17 protein-coding genes are annotated in these 15,412 nt (G+C 40.8%); 12 read left to right on the forward strand and 5 right to left on the reverse strand.

Annotated elements, in window-relative coordinates; all coding sequences use genetic code 11:
• Positions 1 to 271: 271 nt before the first annotated feature.
• Both TY49_RS05850 and TY49_RS05855 read left to right on the forward strand, forming a co-directional pair.
• Positions 272 to 820 (forward strand): hypothetical protein, encoded by a 549-nt coding sequence (locus TY49_RS05850; protein ID WP_041964973.1) that lies wholly within the window; start codon positions 272 to 274, stop codon positions 818 to 820.
• 334 nt (positions 821 to 1,154) lie between these two features.
• A complete protein-coding gene (locus TY49_RS05855) occupies positions 1,155 to 2,024 on the forward strand; it encodes a DMT family transporter (protein WP_041964974.1) in 870 nt (289 codons plus the stop codon).
• Positions 2,025 to 2,214: 190 nt separating this feature from the next.
• On the opposite strand, the gene TY49_RS05860 is transcribed toward TY49_RS05855, so the two are convergent.
• Entirely contained in the window at positions 2,215 to 3,501 is a 1,287-nt protein-coding gene (locus TY49_RS05860) for an NCS2 family permease (RefSeq protein WP_041964975.1), read from the reverse strand.
• A 136-nt stretch (positions 3,502 to 3,637) separates the two neighbouring features.
• Between TY49_RS05860 and TY49_RS05865 the strand changes: the two genes are divergently transcribed.
• The 10 genes from TY49_RS05865 (at position 3,638) to TY49_RS05910 (ending at position 11,802) form a co-directional block, all read left to right on the forward strand.
• Positions 3,638 to 4,528 carry a LysR family transcriptional regulator gene (locus TY49_RS05865; RefSeq protein WP_041964976.1) on the forward strand — a complete coding sequence of 297 codons (891 nt, stop codon included), beginning with the start codon at positions 3,638 to 3,640 and terminating at the stop codon, positions 4,526 to 4,528.
• Between the two features lie 61 nt (positions 4,529 to 4,589).
• Positions 4,590 to 5,126, forward strand: a complete 537-nt coding sequence (locus TY49_RS05870) for a DUF3231 family protein (RefSeq protein WP_041964977.1) — start codon at positions 4,590 to 4,592, stop codon at positions 5,124 to 5,126.
• 155 nt (positions 5,127 to 5,281) lie between these two features.
• A complete protein-coding gene (gene mtnA / locus TY49_RS05875; RefSeq protein WP_041964978.1) occupies positions 5,282 to 6,331 on the forward strand; it encodes an S-methyl-5-thioribose-1-phosphate isomerase in 1,050 nt (349 codons plus the stop codon).
• Positions 6,332 to 7,144: 813 nt separating this feature from the next.
• Complete coding sequence (locus TY49_RS05880; protein ID WP_041964979.1) at positions 7,145 to 7,666, forward strand: peroxiredoxin family protein; 522 nt, start codon at positions 7,145 to 7,147, stop codon at positions 7,664 to 7,666.
• A 167-nt stretch (positions 7,667 to 7,833) separates the two neighbouring features.
• On the forward strand, positions 7,834 to 7,965 hold the full coding sequence (locus TY49_RS05885) for an FbpB family small basic protein (protein ID WP_041964980.1): 132 nt from the start codon (positions 7,834 to 7,836) through the stop codon (positions 7,963 to 7,965).
• Positions 7,966 to 8,032: 67 nt separating this feature from the next.
• Positions 8,033 to 8,176, forward strand: coding sequence for an acid-soluble spore protein N (locus TY49_RS05890; RefSeq protein WP_023627804.1), 144 nt, complete (start codon positions 8,033 to 8,035; stop codon positions 8,174 to 8,176).
• A 193-nt stretch (positions 8,177 to 8,369) separates the two neighbouring features.
• On the forward strand, positions 8,370 to 8,591 hold the full coding sequence (tlp, locus tag TY49_RS05895; protein ID WP_041964981.1) for a small acid-soluble spore protein Tlp: 222 nt from the start codon (positions 8,370 to 8,372) through the stop codon (positions 8,589 to 8,591).
• Positions 8,592 to 8,708: 117 nt separating this feature from the next.
• Positions 8,709 to 11,030: an AAA family ATPase gene (locus TY49_RS05900; RefSeq protein WP_041964982.1), complete on the forward strand. Its 2,322-nt coding sequence runs from the start codon at positions 8,709 to 8,711 to the stop codon at positions 11,028 to 11,030.
• A gap of 30 nt (positions 11,031 to 11,060) precedes the next feature.
• Positions 11,061 to 11,504, forward strand: coding sequence for an acyl-CoA thioesterase (locus TY49_RS05905; RefSeq protein ID WP_041964983.1), 444 nt, complete (start codon positions 11,061 to 11,063; stop codon positions 11,502 to 11,504).
• A 1-nt stretch (position 11,505) separates the two neighbouring features.
• Positions 11,506 to 11,802, forward strand: a complete 297-nt coding sequence (locus tag TY49_RS05910) for a hypothetical protein (protein WP_041964984.1) — start codon at positions 11,506 to 11,508, stop codon at positions 11,800 to 11,802.
• Positions 11,803 to 11,831: 29 nt separating this feature from the next.
• On the opposite strand, the gene TY49_RS05915 is transcribed toward TY49_RS05910, so the two are convergent.
• The 4 genes from TY49_RS05915 to TY49_RS05930 all read right to left on the reverse strand — a co-directional run bounded on the left by TY49_RS05915 (position 11,832) and on the right by TY49_RS05930 (position 15,207).
• A complete protein-coding gene (locus TY49_RS05915; RefSeq protein WP_023614220.1) occupies positions 11,832 to 12,125 on the reverse strand; it encodes a HesB/YadR/YfhF family protein in 294 nt (97 codons plus the stop codon).
• A gap of 77 nt (positions 12,126 to 12,202) precedes the next feature.
• Positions 12,203 to 13,369: a CapA family protein gene (locus TY49_RS05920; RefSeq protein ID WP_041964985.1), complete on the reverse strand. Its 1,167-nt coding sequence runs from the start codon at positions 13,367 to 13,369 to the stop codon at positions 12,203 to 12,205.
• Positions 13,370 to 13,944: 575 nt separating this feature from the next.
• Positions 13,945 to 14,133 (reverse strand): hypothetical protein, encoded by a 189-nt coding sequence (locus tag TY49_RS05925; protein WP_041964986.1) that lies wholly within the window; start codon positions 14,131 to 14,133, stop codon positions 13,945 to 13,947.
• Between the two features lie 105 nt (positions 14,134 to 14,238).
• Positions 14,239 to 15,207, reverse strand: coding sequence for an ATP-binding protein (locus TY49_RS05930; protein WP_052442100.1), 969 nt, complete (start codon positions 15,205 to 15,207; stop codon positions 14,239 to 14,241).
• Between the last annotated feature and the right edge of the window lie 205 nt (positions 15,208 to 15,412).

A 15,412-nucleotide genomic window follows, 5' to 3' on the forward strand; every position in this document is an offset into this window, starting at 1 on the left:
TTTGAACTGTTTTTCAGTGGGTGATGGGAATGACTTGCATAAGGGTATGATACTGCCAGAACGGTACCCTTATGAGGGAGGAAGTGCTAGCATAAGGGATCGCTAGCTGGCTCAATCCTCTTAGTCTTTCGCTTTTTAACCTTGTTTCCTCTCTTTATTAACAAGTCTTACAAAATCCGCGAAAACTTCCAATGTTACGACAATTTCTCCTATTGATATTTGCTGGCAAAAAGGTATGTTTAAGATAGATGGAACATAAGGAGTGGTTTTTATGGGCCTTGTATCGATAGTAGCAAGAGAGGATTTTATTTCATTGGTAACAGATTATGGGACTCATCAGAAGGCCGATGATATCAGATTTAAAGAATTGATACCAAATACAGCAGTAATAGCTTTCTCAGGTGATGAAGAATATGCCTTGATGGCCGCAAGTGCTGCTGAAATTCTCGTTAATCAAGGAATGAGTCTTAAGGAATTGGCTGAATCAATCCAGTCATCAATCAAGAATTCTATACTCATGGTGGATGAACGGCCCTTTGAAGCAGTGGTCGCGGGATACTCACAAAACGGGGAAGCACAGTATCATGTCATATCCAATATAAAGCCTCTTGAATCCTATTACCCTCGTACTGGTGAGAGTCTCTACTATGTAAACGGTCATGAATCGATGCTTGTACTTGAGAAGTCTTTGAAGATTTATGGCATGGGGACTGCTGACCAGGCACAGGCAGCTCAAACCCATCTGTTGCAGGAGGCTTCAAAGTTCATTCCGAACGTTCATACAATCGCTTCATCACATATTCTGAAAAAGGCAAATTAAAACCGGCCCGGGGATTTTTTAAACTGTACCGTTTTAGATTGCATAACTTATAAAGACAATGAAATGGCGTGTAAACTGATATCAGTTTTGACACGCCATTTTTATGTCATATTTCCGTATCCAGAATATTAACAATATTATTCACCATAAACCAGCAACGTTAACGATGTCAGCAGGTTTTAGTTAGGAAAACAAGGGAATTATCGTAAATACCTTTTTTAAAACATATATTGATAATGAGGATCTTAAAGAGAATTATTTGTTTGAAAATTTTTGAGAATAATGGCGCGGGATCAAAAAATTCAAACCAATACTTCTCATAAGGGGGCACATGATGAAATTTGCAGGGGTAGGCTTGGTTATACTAGCCGCAATATTCTGGGGCATTAGTGGAGGAATTGCCGATATTTTAATGACCAGAGGCTGGGATCCTATTGTGATTTCACTATACCGAGGGGCTGTTGGTTTTATATGTTTTTTTGCTTGGTTTCTCTTTCGCATTAGTCAAAATTGGACCTTCTCCACTCGCTTATACATGTGGTCCTTATTGGCGGGTGTTGGAGTTGCCGGAAATTTCACTTTTTATTTTCTAAGTATTCAAGCTTCAAGCATTGCTGTTGCTGCTACTTTAATGTACACGGCGCCTGTCTTCGTCCTCTTAATATCTTTTTTGTTGCGAATAGAACGTTCAACTTGGTTTAAATGGGGGTGCATTGCAGGCGTACTTATAGGAATTACCCTTCTTACAGGTGCCTACAACACCCAATCGGTTTCAGTGAGTTTTCTAGGAGTGACTGCTGGGCTAGCTGCTGGTCTTTCCTATGCATTGTTTATCTTCGGGTTTAAAAATGCCTCTTCTATCGGAAAGCCGCAAACCACGTTAACCATTGCATTCTTTTCATTATGTCTCATCCTTTTTCTTTTTGCAGACAAAGATGAAGCAGTTTCTGTGGTGACGTCAAGCGACATAGGATGGTTTCTTCTATTAGGTATCGTTGGTGCTGGAATTTCATTTATATTTTATGTGATTGGCATTCGTAGGACTGCCCCAACAACTGCTTCAATGGTTGCTATGGTAGAGCCGGTTACAGCTTCAATATTTGGCGTTCTAATTATCGGTGATCATTTGACCACCATTCAACTTATTGGAATGATGGTCATCTTGGTTACGATCACTGTACTTAGTGTGAAGCAGTCCGACTGAGCAATCTTCAACTAATTTAATGGATCATTTTATTGTGAAACGGCATTTTCGTTTTAAAACACAACGACCAAAGAAAAAGGACGGCAGTATAATTTACACCTGCCGTCCTTTTTCTTTGGTCTATTTATTGTTTTATGCATGTAACATCTTTCAGGTACTCATAAAATTCCAAAGATCATTTCCGTAGCTCTTATAGTGCATATTGCAACACGAAGTTACCAAGGAACAGCAATGCAATCATATAAAGTGCTGGCTGGATTTCCCGACCTTTTCCCATAAGCAGCTTTAAGAGCGGATAAAGGATAAAACCAATCGCCATGCCATCTGCAATGCTGTAGGTTAATGGAATCAAAACAATAATCAGAAGTGCTGGGAAGCTTTCCATTAAATCATCAAGCTTGATGTTCGTTATATTTTGAAGCATCAATATCCCTATTAAAATTAATACCGGTGATACCGCACTTTCAGGCACGACTTTTATAACAGGAATTAGTACGATCGAAGCCAGGAACAGGACACCTGTAGTAATACTCGTTAAACCAGTTCTGCCGCCAGCCGCTATCCCAGCAGCACTTTCTACAGATGATACTGTTGGGCTCGTGCCGAAAATACCTGCAGTGGCAACCGAAATCGAATTAGCTTGAAGTGCCTTCTTACTTTTTTGAGTCTGGTTTAGCATTTTTGTATGGCCATGGATCAGACCGATGTTTTCAAAAATAACGACCATTGCAAGGGAAAAGGCTGTCAGCCAGAATACGAAATTACCTGCCTGGGCAAATGACAGCTGCCCGAAAACCGATGTATACTCACCTATAGACGGCATGTTCCACAAAACTCCACCACTTCCAAAATTACCGAAAATAAGAGAAAGTACAGACGTGAAGACTATGCTCAGCAATAGATTGCCTGGAACATTTTTAATAAATAAGACAACTGTGACGATTAGACCAATCAATGTGATGAGTGCAGTTGAGCTGCTTAGATCCCCGATTTCTAGTAGGGTATGTTCTGAACTTGTGATAATTCCGCTATTATCAAAACCGATCAAAATCAAAAGAATCCCTATACCGACTGTAATTGCTTCTTTCAATGAATCAGGTATGGATGCGATGATTGTCTTCGCCAGCGGAGTAAAAGCTAAAAGCATGAACAGGATACCCGAAACAAAAACCATTGCAAGAGCTTCTTGCCATGTGAAACCGCCGGACTGCACGATTGTATATGTAAACATCGCGTTCAATCCCATACCAGGAATCACTAGAATCGGAGTGTTACTCCAGAAACCCATGAGCAAGCAGCCTGCGAATACTGTAAGAATCGTAGCGATGATTCCTGCTTCGAGTGGGATGCCTGCTGCTGCTAATATTGTTGCGTTGACAATGATGATGTATACAACTGTTATATAGGATATGAGACCTGCAGATAACTCTCTTCCAAACGTTGTACCATGTGCCTTTAATTGAAATAATTTATCCATTTTTTCTCCTCTCTCTTTTACAGATAAATTTTTTCCGTTTTGAAACGAATGAAAATATCGTACCATAGACCTTAGGTATATTTAAAATATATAATTTGTATTAAAAACATATCTTTTTTAAATAGAAGGAGTTTTTATGGATATTAGACAAATGCGATATTTTATCGCGATCGCCGAAGAAAAGAATATAACAGCTGCAGCACATAGACTTCATATGTCACAGCCACCGTTAAGCCTTCAATTAAAACAAATGGAAGAAGAACTAGGAGTAATGCTGGTTGAGCGGCATGGAAAAAAGCTTGAATTGACTGATAAGGGTCAGTTGCTATATAGACATGCCCTAAACATTGTCCATTCCTTTGAGGAAGTGAAAAATGAACTTCAAGAGACGGATGAAGGGAGGAAGGGAAATTTATCGGTTGGCATCAACACTCTATCTGTGCCGGAATTTCCTGAATGGCTGGAAGCATTTCACACATCCTTTCCGCTTGTCTACATGCGGATTGTCCAAAATGACTCTGCCTACTTGGCTGAACTTGTAAAAAATCGAACAATTGAACTGGGACTGGTCAGGCTGCCATTGGCTAATCAAGATCTTAACTACCTTCATTTATATAATGAATCATTTGTGTTCGTTTGCAAGCAAAGTGGGAAAGACGAGATATCAATAGAAGAAATAAGCAATTATCCGTTAATTCTTCCTTCAACAGAGGGACTAGGGAGCTACAATATCATCCACGACGCATTTACAAAATCCCAGCTTCCGCTTCAGGTTATTTGTGAATGCTCAGATATGAATGTGCTCATGCAAATGGTATCCTCAGGGATTGGTTCAACGATAGTTCCTGCCTCTGTTTTTCAATCATACGGACACTCGAATCTTTACACCCGGAATATTTCAGATGCCGAGTTGGTATCATCTGTTGGTTTAATCTGGTTAAAGCAGCATCACCTTTCGAGACCGGCAAGGAATTTCATTGGATTGGTCAAGCAAAGACTAGGGTTATCCGATAATAATGGTGAATAGAATAGCTTTATAAATCTAATAATAACCCCAAATTCTGTTGCAGAAAGGAAGGTGTCCTGCTTTGAATCTTTTTGAAGTGATGAAGGATGCTTTCGGTCCTTTTATGGACGGGGACAAAAAGCCTTTGCATGTCGGGGAAGTAATGAATCTTTGGTTTTATCTACATGGGACTGAGCAAACCCTCAGATACGATCAGCACGCATACAATTTGGCCCAGGACCCTGAACTCAAAGAAAAGATCGCAGATATCATCGAAAATGTACACAGACCAATGATCAATGAATTGACCCAGTTTTTCAAGGATGAAGGAATCCCGCTCCCTGATGTCGGAGCGGAAAAAGTCGTCGGGGAATTCAAGGCACTTCCTGAAGGGGCAAGGATGAATGATGAGGAAATCGCCAATTTGATCGCATACAATCTCGTAGTAGGAATCACGTCAGCAACAAGGGGAATTACTGAATCTGTACGATCGGATGTTGGTTACTTATTTGCAAAATACCATATGATGAAAATTACCTTTTCCTTGACACTTAAAACGCTTATGCAGGAAAAGGGCTGGCTAAGGGTGCCACCATACTATATTACTGGTAAAGAGTAAAAGCAGCGTCAATGGCGCTGCTTTTTGAATGCGCCGATTTTCACAATGGTGGGTGAAAAATGCTGTAAATATAATTTTCATTTGCTCTGTGGCTTATAATTGATAAAATGATAGGTAGTTTCAGAATTGTCTTAAAAGCCATAAGGAGGATCACCATGGAAGAAACATATTTACAATCAGTAAAATATGACGGTGAAAAACTATATATTTTAGATCAAACAAAACTTCCCCAGGTCACTGAGTTCCTGGAAATCGACAATATTGAAGATGTATGGGATGCGATTAAACAGCTAAAAGTAAGGGGTGCTCCAGCAATTGGCATCGCAGCTGCTTACGGGCTGGTTCTTGGTATTAAGGATTCACCCGAAAATGACTTTGATTCATTTTATAAGTTTTTCAAAGAAAAAGAAGATTATCTTGCTACATCCCGTCCTACCGCTGTCAACTTGTTCTGGGCACTGAAAAGGATGAATAGACGTACAAAAGCTGAAAGTAGCAAACCGGTAAAGGAAATTAAGAGGCTATTGGAAGAAGAAGCACATTTAATCCGCCAGGAAGATGAAAATGTCTGCAGTTCCATTGGCCAGAATGCTTTGAGCTTATTCGAAGACGGTATGACCGTTTTAACGCATTGCAACGCCGGAGGAATTGCGACAGCAAGATATGGAACAGCGCTCGCGCCAATCTATTTGGCTAAGGAACGCGGAATGGATATCAAAGTTTATGCTGATGAAACCCGTCCATTGCTACAGGGAGCACGTCTGACTGCGTGGGAATTAATGCAGGCTGGAATCGATGTTACCCTTATCACTGACAGCATGGCGGCCATGGTCATGCAACAGGGCAAGGTACAAGCAGTCATTGTAGGTTGTGACCGTGTAGCAGCCAACGGAGACGTAGCCAATAAAATTGGAACATATGGCGTCGCTTTATTAGCAAAAGCACACAACATCCCGTTCTATGTCGCCGCGCCACTATCGACAATTGATCTTGAAACAAAAACAGGCGATGAAATACCTATAGAGGAACGTGCAGCAGAGGAAATCACTGCTGGTTTCGGAAAATCGACAGCACCTGAAGGCGTTAAGGTTTTCAATCCAGCCTTTGATGTCACACCACATCACTTAATTACCGCAATCATTACAGAAAAAGGGATCATGCGAGGAAACTACAGCGAAGAATTGGCGCGTTTGTTTGAGAAATAAGCATATTTGGATGCCAGGGCAGTAACCCTGGCATTTTTTTATTTATGGCTGTATTAAGTGATCTGCATTTGATATTTAGAATCCTGGCTCAGATTTTGGACGAGGGAGAACCAAGTTCGGACAAATCAGCGAGTGGGACGGTACTTTTTGTCTGAAGGCGACCCATGTTCGGACAAATCAGCGAGTGGGACGCTCTTTTTGTCCGAAGGTGACCCAAGTTCGGACAAATCATCGGGAGTGACGGTACTTTTTGTCCGAAGGTGACCCATGTTCGGACAAATCAGCGAGTGGGACGGTACTTTTTGTCCGAAGGTGACCCAAGTTCGGACAAATCATCGGGAGTGGCAGTACTATTTGTCCGAAGGTGACCCATGTTCGGACAAATCTACGGGAGTAACAGCACTTTTTGTCCGAAGGTGACCCGAGTTCAGACAAATCATCGGGAGTGTCAGTACTATTTGTCCGAAGGTGACCCAAGTTCGGACAAATCATCGGGAGTGGCAGTACTATTTGTCCGAAGGTGACCCGTGTTCGGACAAATCATCGGGAGTGACGGCACGTTTTGTCCGAAGGTGAACCGTGTTCGGACAAATCATCGGTAGTGACGGTACTATTTGTCCGAAGGTGACCCGAGTTCGGACAAATCATCGGGAGTGACGGCATTGTTTGTCTGAAGGAGTTACACAGTAATCGACCAGCCATAGCTTTTTAATTAAAATTCACATAATCCTCAAATTTTCTCACTTTTCCACGTTCATTATCTTTGTATACTTGGGATATCCTACTTGTAAATAAACCAAAGGGGGTTTTCCTATGGTCAAAAAAGCGATTGCTGCTGGTATTCTTGCTGGTCTGGTTTTGTTTGCCTTAGTCCAGCATTTTTATAAAACGGAGGAGCCACAAGCGATTGAAGCTTCAAAAGCAACAACTGGAATCGGTGCAGGGATGGTAGCTCCTACTTTTACACTGAAAAACCTTGCTGGTGAAGAGGTTAGCCTGAAAGATTACAGAGGTAAGAAGGTAATGCTGAATTTCTGGGCTACTTGGTGTCCGCCTTGTAAAGAGGAAATGCCGGCGATGGAGCAATTTTATAAAGAGAATTCAAAGGAAGTCGAAATTCTTGCCGTCAATTTGGATCCCCAGAACAATGTTAAGTCGTTTGTGAAGGACAATGAATTAACTTTCCCCATATTACTTGATCAAGATGGAACCACTCAGCAAACATACTCAATCATTTCAATTCCTACCACATTCATTATTAATGAACAGGGGTTGATACTAAAAAAGCATATTGGTTCCATGACATTCGAACAAATGCAGGAACTAATGAAGTGACACCAGTACAGGCTACTGGTGGTTTTTTTATGGAAAAAATTGCATGGAGGATACACGGAAATATCGGGTAAGAATAAAATACGATTAAATTTTCAAAAAGTTGTAATAATTGCAACCGTTTCCGGACATAATAACTGTTACAATGATGACAAAGGATGGTGAACACGATGAGAAAACCTAGAAAGCGTTCTTTTCAAGAGCTTGTAATGGAAAACAAACGCCAACTTCTGAATGACCGTGATGCGATCGAGAGGATCGAGGCTAAATTAGAGCAAAAACACCTGGGTAAAGCTGAGTAAATATCATACATTACCATTTATGAAAACCTCTTCTTTAGGAAAAACTTATTCTAGAGGAGGGATATACATGAGCAATCCTAAAAGGGACAGCAAGCACTATGTTCCAAGCCACCTTGGAACGCAGCCGCGTGGATTCAGTGGCAATAAAGGAAAGAAAATGAATGATAAGTCGGGTGAACATGCCCAGGTAATACAAACTAAAGGTGAATAACGGAATGAATATGCCTGCCTTTTTGGCGGGCTTTATTTCATTTTACACTTAAATTAGTTACTAGCTCCAGCGATTGTGTTAAGGCTGACCAAAGCACTTTCGCTTTTCTTAAAGTTATCCACTGTTTTCCGCTAATAATCAAAGTGAGTAGTCGCATACTATTGTTGTACTTTTTAAAAGGAGGTACATTACAATGGCAAATCATACACCAAAGCCAGACGATCGAAGCGATAATGTGGAAAAGCTGCAGTCCATGATCCATCATACGATTGAGAACATGGAGGATGCTGAAGCTGCAATGGTCAATTCGAGTCCTGAAGACCAGCAAAGAATCAAGGAAAAAAATGAGCGCCGCCGAGAAAGCATTGATGCCTTTAGGGCTGAGATCAAGGATGAAGCGCACAACCAGCAGTAATTCTGAAAAGACCCGTCAACAGGCGGGTCTTTTTCCGTTTCGCTAAAAATGTGATAATATACGGAATGTGAACTAAGATATCGCGTGTAATTAACTTTAGATAAAGAAGTGATTTGGATGGATCGACAAAAAAAACAAATTCCTATAGATGAACAGATTTTGCTATGGGAAGAAGAGATAAATACAAAAGGATATATTCAGGATAAAGCCAGTTTGATCACCGTGGTCAGGATACTGACAAAAAGTGGAGAGATTAAGAAACTGTCTCAAACTTTGACTCTGGCTGCTCAATCGAGGGCCCAACAAAACGGTTATGATTCTCTTGTCCTCGAGTGGCTAAAGACTGCGATTGAACACGACCCGGCAAACAAGAAGGCAAAATCCTTGCTCGCCAGGAATCAATGGAAAAATAAAGGGAACCTTTTTGACCAGCTTGTCTACCCTCGGATCAGGGAAACGGATAATCGGGCATTAAAAAAGAAAACAGCAGAGCAGTACATAGATATTTCACAGCAATTCCTCTCACACGCTGAAGAAGAACTTGATGACCTAACTGCCCAGAATCTTGAAAAAGGGTCTGAAGTTGAGGTGAAGTTCAACAGGCTGACTCATTTGCTGGAAAAGGCTATAGAAGAGACGGCAGCTCTCCTAAAAGCCACAGAGCTATATGAAGAGTCAGTTACCGGGGTTTTCCACACAGCTGTCCATTATGAAGAAATGCAGAAAAGACTTCAAAGCCTTGAAGAGATCAGGGTGCAATGGGAAGAAGAGTTTGCGGAGGATTTGGATAGCCAAACACAGTCTGAAATAGATCCTCTGGCTGAACTTAATAAAATGGTTGGACTACAGTCAGTAAAGGAGAGAGTGAATGATTTTTACCGGTTCTTGAAGTATCAGCAAAAACGTAAAGAGCTTGGTCTGCAAACGAAGGATGATCAAAGCTTGAATATGGTCTTGACCGGGAATCCGGGAACAGGAAAAACCTCGTTAGCCCGATTGCTTGCCAAAATATATCATCAGCTTGGAGTATTGCCGCGAGAAGAAATAATTGAGGCTGACCGGTCCCAGCTTGTCGGTGCTTATGTTGGGCAGACAGAAGAAAATGTCAGGAAGGTCGTCGAGCAAGCATTGGGAGGGGTACTGTTTATTGATGAAGCATACAGTCTTAAGAGAGAAGGCCAGACTGGAAATGACTATGGTCAAACTGCAATCGATACACTAGTGTCCTTAATGACAGGAAATGAGTATGGAGGCAAATTCGCAGTAATCCTTGCTGGTTATCCAGAAGAAATGCGCCAATTTCTTGATGCCAATCCAGGATTAAGGTCACGATTCCCTCAATCGAATTTAATCCATCTCCCGGATTATTCGGATGATGAACTCTTGCAAATTGCTGTGCAAGCGGCGCAGGATAACGATTATGCCATGACAGAATCAGCGAAGCTCGAGCTTAGTGATCGTATTGAAAAGGAAAGAGTCGACGATACCTTCGGAAATGCCAGGACGGTACGCAACCTTGTGTTAGAAGCAATTTTCAAAAAGGGGTCCCGGCCTTTTGAAGAAGATGACTTTTCGACCTATACATTATTGGAAAAAGAAGACTTTGAATCACCTTCGGATCCTTCAGCGGAGAAACCACTAGACAGGTTGAATGCTCTTGTCGGATTAGATACTGTCAAATCAGAGGTTACCTCCCTGATCTCCTTCGTGAGGATGCAGCAGCTTCGAAAGGAAAAGGGATTGCCTGCTGTGCCGATACAGCTTCACTCCGTCTTTACCGGCAATCCGGGCACTGGAAAAACTACTGTCGCAAAGATTTACGCTGAGCTCCTGAAGGAATGCGGTATGCTAAAGCGCGGTCATCTAATTGTCAGCAGCCGGGCGGATTTTGTAGCTGGTTATGTCGGACAGACAGCCATCAAAACAAAGAAAAAAATCCGGGAGGCACTCGGAGGAGTACTATTCATAGATGAGGCATACTCATTGCTGGGTCAAAGCTCAGGTGATTTTGGCAAGGAAGTAATTGACACTCTTGTCGATGAAATGACAAGGCATAATGAAAACCTTGTTGTAATCCTGGCTGGTTATCCTGCCGAAATGGATATGCTGTTAGAAAGCAATCCTGGTCTCAGGTCAAGGTTCAAGAAGTTTTTCCATTTTCCAGACTATAATGTGAGTGATTTGCTGCTCATCATTAAGAACTACGCTGGAAAATATCAATATAAGATAAAGGTGGAAGCTGAAGCTTTTTTAACTGCAAAGCTATCAGAAACAGAAATCAATGGAAACGGTCGATTCGCTACTAACTTAGTGGATGAAGCGATTCAATCCCAGGCATATCGATTGATTGACGGCGAAAATTTTGAGAATTTAGGTGAAGATGTTTTATACTTGGAAAAACAGGATTTTGAAGCGGCTTTAAAAAAACTGATAGATTAAACTTACAAGAAAAAACAAAGGGGATTATCAATGAAAATTTCTTCTAGGGAGATCGAGGTTAGATATGCGGAAACAGATCAGATGGGTGTCGTGTATCACGCTAATTATCTGGTGTGGATGGAGCTGGGCAGAACTCAATTGATTAAAGAGCTTGGCTTTAATTATGCAGAAATGGAGAAGGATGGAATCATCTCACCTGTTCTTGATATCCAAGCTTCCTATAAAAAACCACTGAGATATGGAGATACAGCTACAATCAAAACTTGGGTGGAGGAATATGATGGCATTCGCTCCGTCTATAAATATGAAATCTTCAATGGTGAGGGCGAGCTTGCTTTGACTGGCAGCTCAAAACATGTCTGTGTTAAAAAGGATAGCTTCCGGCCGATTTCGTTAAAGAGGAGCTACCCTGACTGGCATGAAGCTTATCTAAAGGCAATGAAGAAGCCAGAAGATGAAAAGGAGAAAGTCTGATTTGGCTTTCGGGATAAAGCGTCATGAGCTTGAGGAGTGGAAAGCTAAAATCGATAGTGGACAGCTCGCCTTCCTGACCCATTACTGGATTGATGACCGCTTTCCAGATTGTTCAACGGTTACAAAAGTAGGTTGCCGGGACCTTGAAAAGTTAGCTGAGTGGGGAAGAAAATATGGCTTGAGGCCGGAGTGGATCGACAAAAGGAAGACGAATTATCCTCATTTCGATCTTTTAGGAACGAAGCAAGCTGAAATTTTGAAACAAGAGGGCATTGTGAATCCTTTTTTAAAAGGATAGAAATAAGGCAGGCGCTAAATGCGTCTGCCTTATTTCTTTTCGAATTTGAAATCAGGTTCCTGGCCAACCGGGTGGAGTTCCACGGTCATATCATGGCCGTCAAAATACCAAATATCTTTCTCTTCAATATAATAGGTGATCCCATTTTTTTCTGTTTTTACGCCAATGTGATCCGGTTCTTCCTTGGAGACACCTAATGAAAAACCTTTCTGAATTGAACTGAAGCCGCCATACCGGACAAAAAATCGTAAATAGCTTCCGGATGAAAGGTCCATTTCATTTTCATACCATGCTGCTGCATCATCATTAATTGTAATATTCATATTGTTCTCCTTCCATACCAGATAGACCAATTATAACATAAGCAATGCCCGGTCTTCATGGACCGGGCACTCACACCTTATTCTTTTATAAATTGAGTCATATGATGCATGATCTCATTATATTTATTTTCTGCACCAGCAAGACCGAATTTACCGGCTTCCTGCAAAGGAACCACCTGGTAATTCCTTTGCCTGCTGCTTGAAACAAAGGTCGGGATAAATTCAGGGTTATTTAATACGATTTCATTACCTTCCGGTGTGATGGTTTTAGTTATTTCCACAGTGGCAAGACCGCCAATGTCTTTATAATCCCACATTTGACCTGACAGGAAGTTGCCAAGAGAGTAGACAACTAATGCTTTTCTGCCGTCTGTCGCCGTCAGCCAATCCATAGGCTGAAGAACATGCGGGTGATGGCCAAAGATGATATCAACACCCTCGTCGACGAGAAATTGTGCAAGGTCCTTTTGTTCAGTTGTAGGGAAACGCTGGTATTCATTTCCCCAGTGGATACTCATGACCACAACATCAGACTCTGCTTTAGCGCGATGAATCTCAGCCTTCATTGCTTCTCTGTCAATGAGATTCACGAGATGATCCTTGCCTATAGGGACTGGAATCCCGTTCGTTCCATAGGTGTATGATAGATAGGAAACATTAATCCCATTTTTATTCAATATGCGCAACTTTTGCTTGTCGGCATCATCCTTGTATGAACCTACATAAGGGAGCCCAGCAGCTTCCATGTTTTTAATAGAAGCCATCACACCTTTTTCAGACTTATCAAGCGAATGGTTATTCGCATTGGATACAATATCCACTCCGGCATCTATAAACGCCTCACCAACCTCAACAGGACTATTGAACATAGGATAGCTTGACAGTCCGATTTCCACTCCGCCAAGAAGCGTTTCCTGGTTCGCCAGCAATAGGTCAGGTTCAATTAAATATTCCTTAACATTACTGAGCATCGGTTTGAAATCATACCCAGGGTTCACGAAGGCATCTTCGTAAACCGTATCGTGGATCAGGATATCACCAATTGCTCCTAATTTCACCGTTTCCACAAAGCTCTTTCCAGAAACATCATAGCTTCTCTCAAGATGTGATTTTTGAGATTTCATTTTAATACTTGGTGCCTTGGCCTCGGCTTCATGATACATCTGAAATGTTAATACAGATGCCAAAACACCTAAGCCAGCAAACAAGGCCAGTCCAAAAGGTTTTTTCTTCTTTTTTCTCATATTAATCTCCCCAGATTAGAATGAGGCATTTTTATTTTTAAGCCCCTAAGGATAATATATTATAAGAATGGTGATAAATGTATAAATTTCAGTATGATTTTCATGTTTTTGTCATAATTCGATAATTTATTTAAAAAAAGTATATTGATAATAATTGCTAAGAGAGGGAGAGCGGATATGTTTAGAATTACTAATAGCGCTTATAAAATATTGCTCAAGGCCATCAAAAAGGAAAGCGAAGATGGGGAAAAGCTTTATGTCCGACTGACGATGGGAATCGGCTGAGGAGGGCCTCAGCTTAGAGTTGCTCTGGAGGAGCAGCCATTAACAAATGATCAGATTTTTTCATTTGACGAGGTTTCAATCCTGATTCATGAGGGTGATTCAGTTTACTTCAATAATACCAAACTAGATTATCTAAAAGATGTTTTTGGTTCGGGAAAGTTTAAACTCCTTAAAGTGTAATTTTGTATAAGCCAAAAATGCGGTACTCTAGGGACCGCATTTTGTTAATTTGGTATCAGCACATGGACTATTTGCAGGGCTCGTAAGGTTTAAGTTAGAAGGAAACTATACTACCATTCCATTTTTTCCAGGAAATCCATTAGTTCGTTCATATTCTTTATTTTTATTGTAGAAGGATCATTTTTGTCATTGTCATGAATATCAGCCAGAAATTCTACAATAAAATCATCTGGCGACGTTACATCAGCTGTTGTGGTTGTGTACACATAATTTTCAGCCAGCTTTATAACTTCTTCCATTTCAATCCGCCTTCTTTCTCCTGTTCTTACCTACATTTTACCAGTGAAAGAAGGGGTGAAATGTGTTCAATTTGACAATTTTTCGACTAATCGAAAAGCTGTAATTTAAATAGCGGGGAGGGAAAATTCGAATATGGTCTTAAAGGGTTGAGTGGTAACAGTCATTTCTCCTCCATGATTTTCTATTATTTGCTTGCTGATTACCAGTCCCATACCGGTTCCGTCAGATTTTGTTGTATAGAATGGAGTGAAGATTTTTTTCAGAGAGTATTCATCAATTCCCTTGCCATTATCTAATACACTAACGTGAACGAATCCACCATCTTCATTCACGACCAATTTTATAGAACCTTTATTCCCTCGATTTCCTTCAACAGCCTCTATGGCATTTTTCAATAAATTGATTAACACTTGTTTGATCGCATTTTCATCTGCAAGTACATACAACTCTTCATCAGGAAGTTCAATATCTATTTCGATATCCTTTAGAATGGACTCGCTTGAAAAAAGCTTGAACATACTTGCAGCTAACTGGTTAACAGATATCTTCTCTTTCTCAGAGGAGGCAGGTTTCAATACGGAAAGAAATTCAGTCAGTAAGCTATTGGCTCGATTAAGTTCATCAAGAGCTACATCTGCGAACTCCTGCTTGCCGGCAGCCTGAAGCTCCGGCTGGAGCAACTGGATAAAACCCTTGAACGTTGTCAGCGGATTCCTTATTTCATGGGCTAACCCAGCAGCCAAATGGCTCGCTGAAGCAGATTGAAAATCACTTGTGGCTGATTGAATGGCCAGTTGTAAATTCTTTAAGGTTCGCTGTTTTTCAAAAATTTCCTGTTCGAGCTTTAGATTTTTGCTTTCGAGAATTGCCTTTTCTTGATATAAATCAACCATTGTCAACTCATCCTTCGTAATTGCCAGGTTAAGATATGGGAAAGAGCTTTCGATTGATAAGAAAGTTGGAAATAAAACAGGATTTTCTGGTCCTGGTAAGATTAAGCTCCTTGCATATGACCGTTTCTTCTCCATTCCAGCACAGAATTGTGAGCGTGGGGAGTATTTCATAGCTTCCATCTGTATCCCTTCTTTTTTAAATGTACTTTTGAACTGTGTTTGTTTGAAGCAATCTAGATTCGGGTAATTTCAACAGGAATTCACAATTTTTAACCTGGGCAACCTAAATTCGATTTCTTTCGAATGTATATGACATATTCATTTAAATTATACCAGCAAAAGTGTGTATTTTTTATAAAGAACAAAAAATATTTTAAAAAGAACT

The sequence above is a fragment of the Mesobacillus selenatarsenatis SF-1 genome (assembly GCF_000813125.1).
In the GTDB taxonomy this organism is placed as follows: domain Bacteria; phylum Bacillota; class Bacilli; order Bacillales; family Cytobacillaceae; genus Mesobacillus; species Mesobacillus selenatarsenatis.

Coding starts and splice junctions, on each gene's coding strand:
- TY49_RS05850 (WP_041964973.1), top strand. CDS start 272: ATGGGCCTTGTATCGATAGTAGCAAGAGAGGATTTTATTTCATTGGTA.
- TY49_RS05905 (WP_041964983.1), top strand. CDS start 11,061: ATGAAAATTTCTTCTAGGGAGATCGAGGTTAGATATGCGGAAACAGAT.
- TY49_RS05865 (WP_041964976.1), top strand. CDS start 3,638: ATGGATATTAGACAAATGCGATATTTTATCGCGATCGCCGAAGAAAAG.
- TY49_RS05920 (WP_041964985.1), bottom strand. CDS start 13,369: ATGAGAAAAAAGAAGAAAAAACCTTTTGGACTGGCCTTGTTTGCTGGC.
- TY49_RS05925 (WP_041964986.1), bottom strand. CDS start 14,133: ATGGAAGAAGTTATAAAGCTGGCTGAAAATTATGTGTACACAACCACA.
- TY49_RS05930 (WP_052442100.1), bottom strand. CDS start 15,207: ATGGAAGCTATGAAATACTCCCCACGCTCACAATTCTGTGCTGGAATG.
- TY49_RS05885 (WP_041964980.1), top strand. CDS start 7,834: ATGAGAAAACCTAGAAAGCGTTCTTTTCAAGAGCTTGTAATGGAAAAC.
- TY49_RS05855 (WP_041964974.1), top strand. CDS start 1,155: ATGAAATTTGCAGGGGTAGGCTTGGTTATACTAGCCGCAATATTCTGG.
- TY49_RS05915 (WP_023614220.1), bottom strand. CDS start 12,125: ATGAATATTACAATTAATGATGATGCAGCAGCATGGTATGAAAATGAA.
- TY49_RS05860 (WP_041964975.1), bottom strand. CDS start 3,501: ATGGATAAATTATTTCAATTAAAGGCACATGGTACAACGTTTGGAAGA.
- tlp (WP_041964981.1), top strand. CDS start 8,370: ATGGCAAATCATACACCAAAGCCAGACGATCGAAGCGATAATGTGGAA.
- TY49_RS05880 (WP_041964979.1), top strand. CDS start 7,145: ATGGTCAAAAAAGCGATTGCTGCTGGTATTCTTGCTGGTCTGGTTTTG.
- mtnA (WP_041964978.1), top strand. CDS start 5,282: ATGGAAGAAACATATTTACAATCAGTAAAATATGACGGTGAAAAACTA.
- TY49_RS05890 (WP_023627804.1), top strand. CDS start 8,033: ATGAGCAATCCTAAAAGGGACAGCAAGCACTATGTTCCAAGCCACCTT.
- TY49_RS05900 (WP_041964982.1), top strand. CDS start 8,709: ATGGATCGACAAAAAAAACAAATTCCTATAGATGAACAGATTTTGCTA.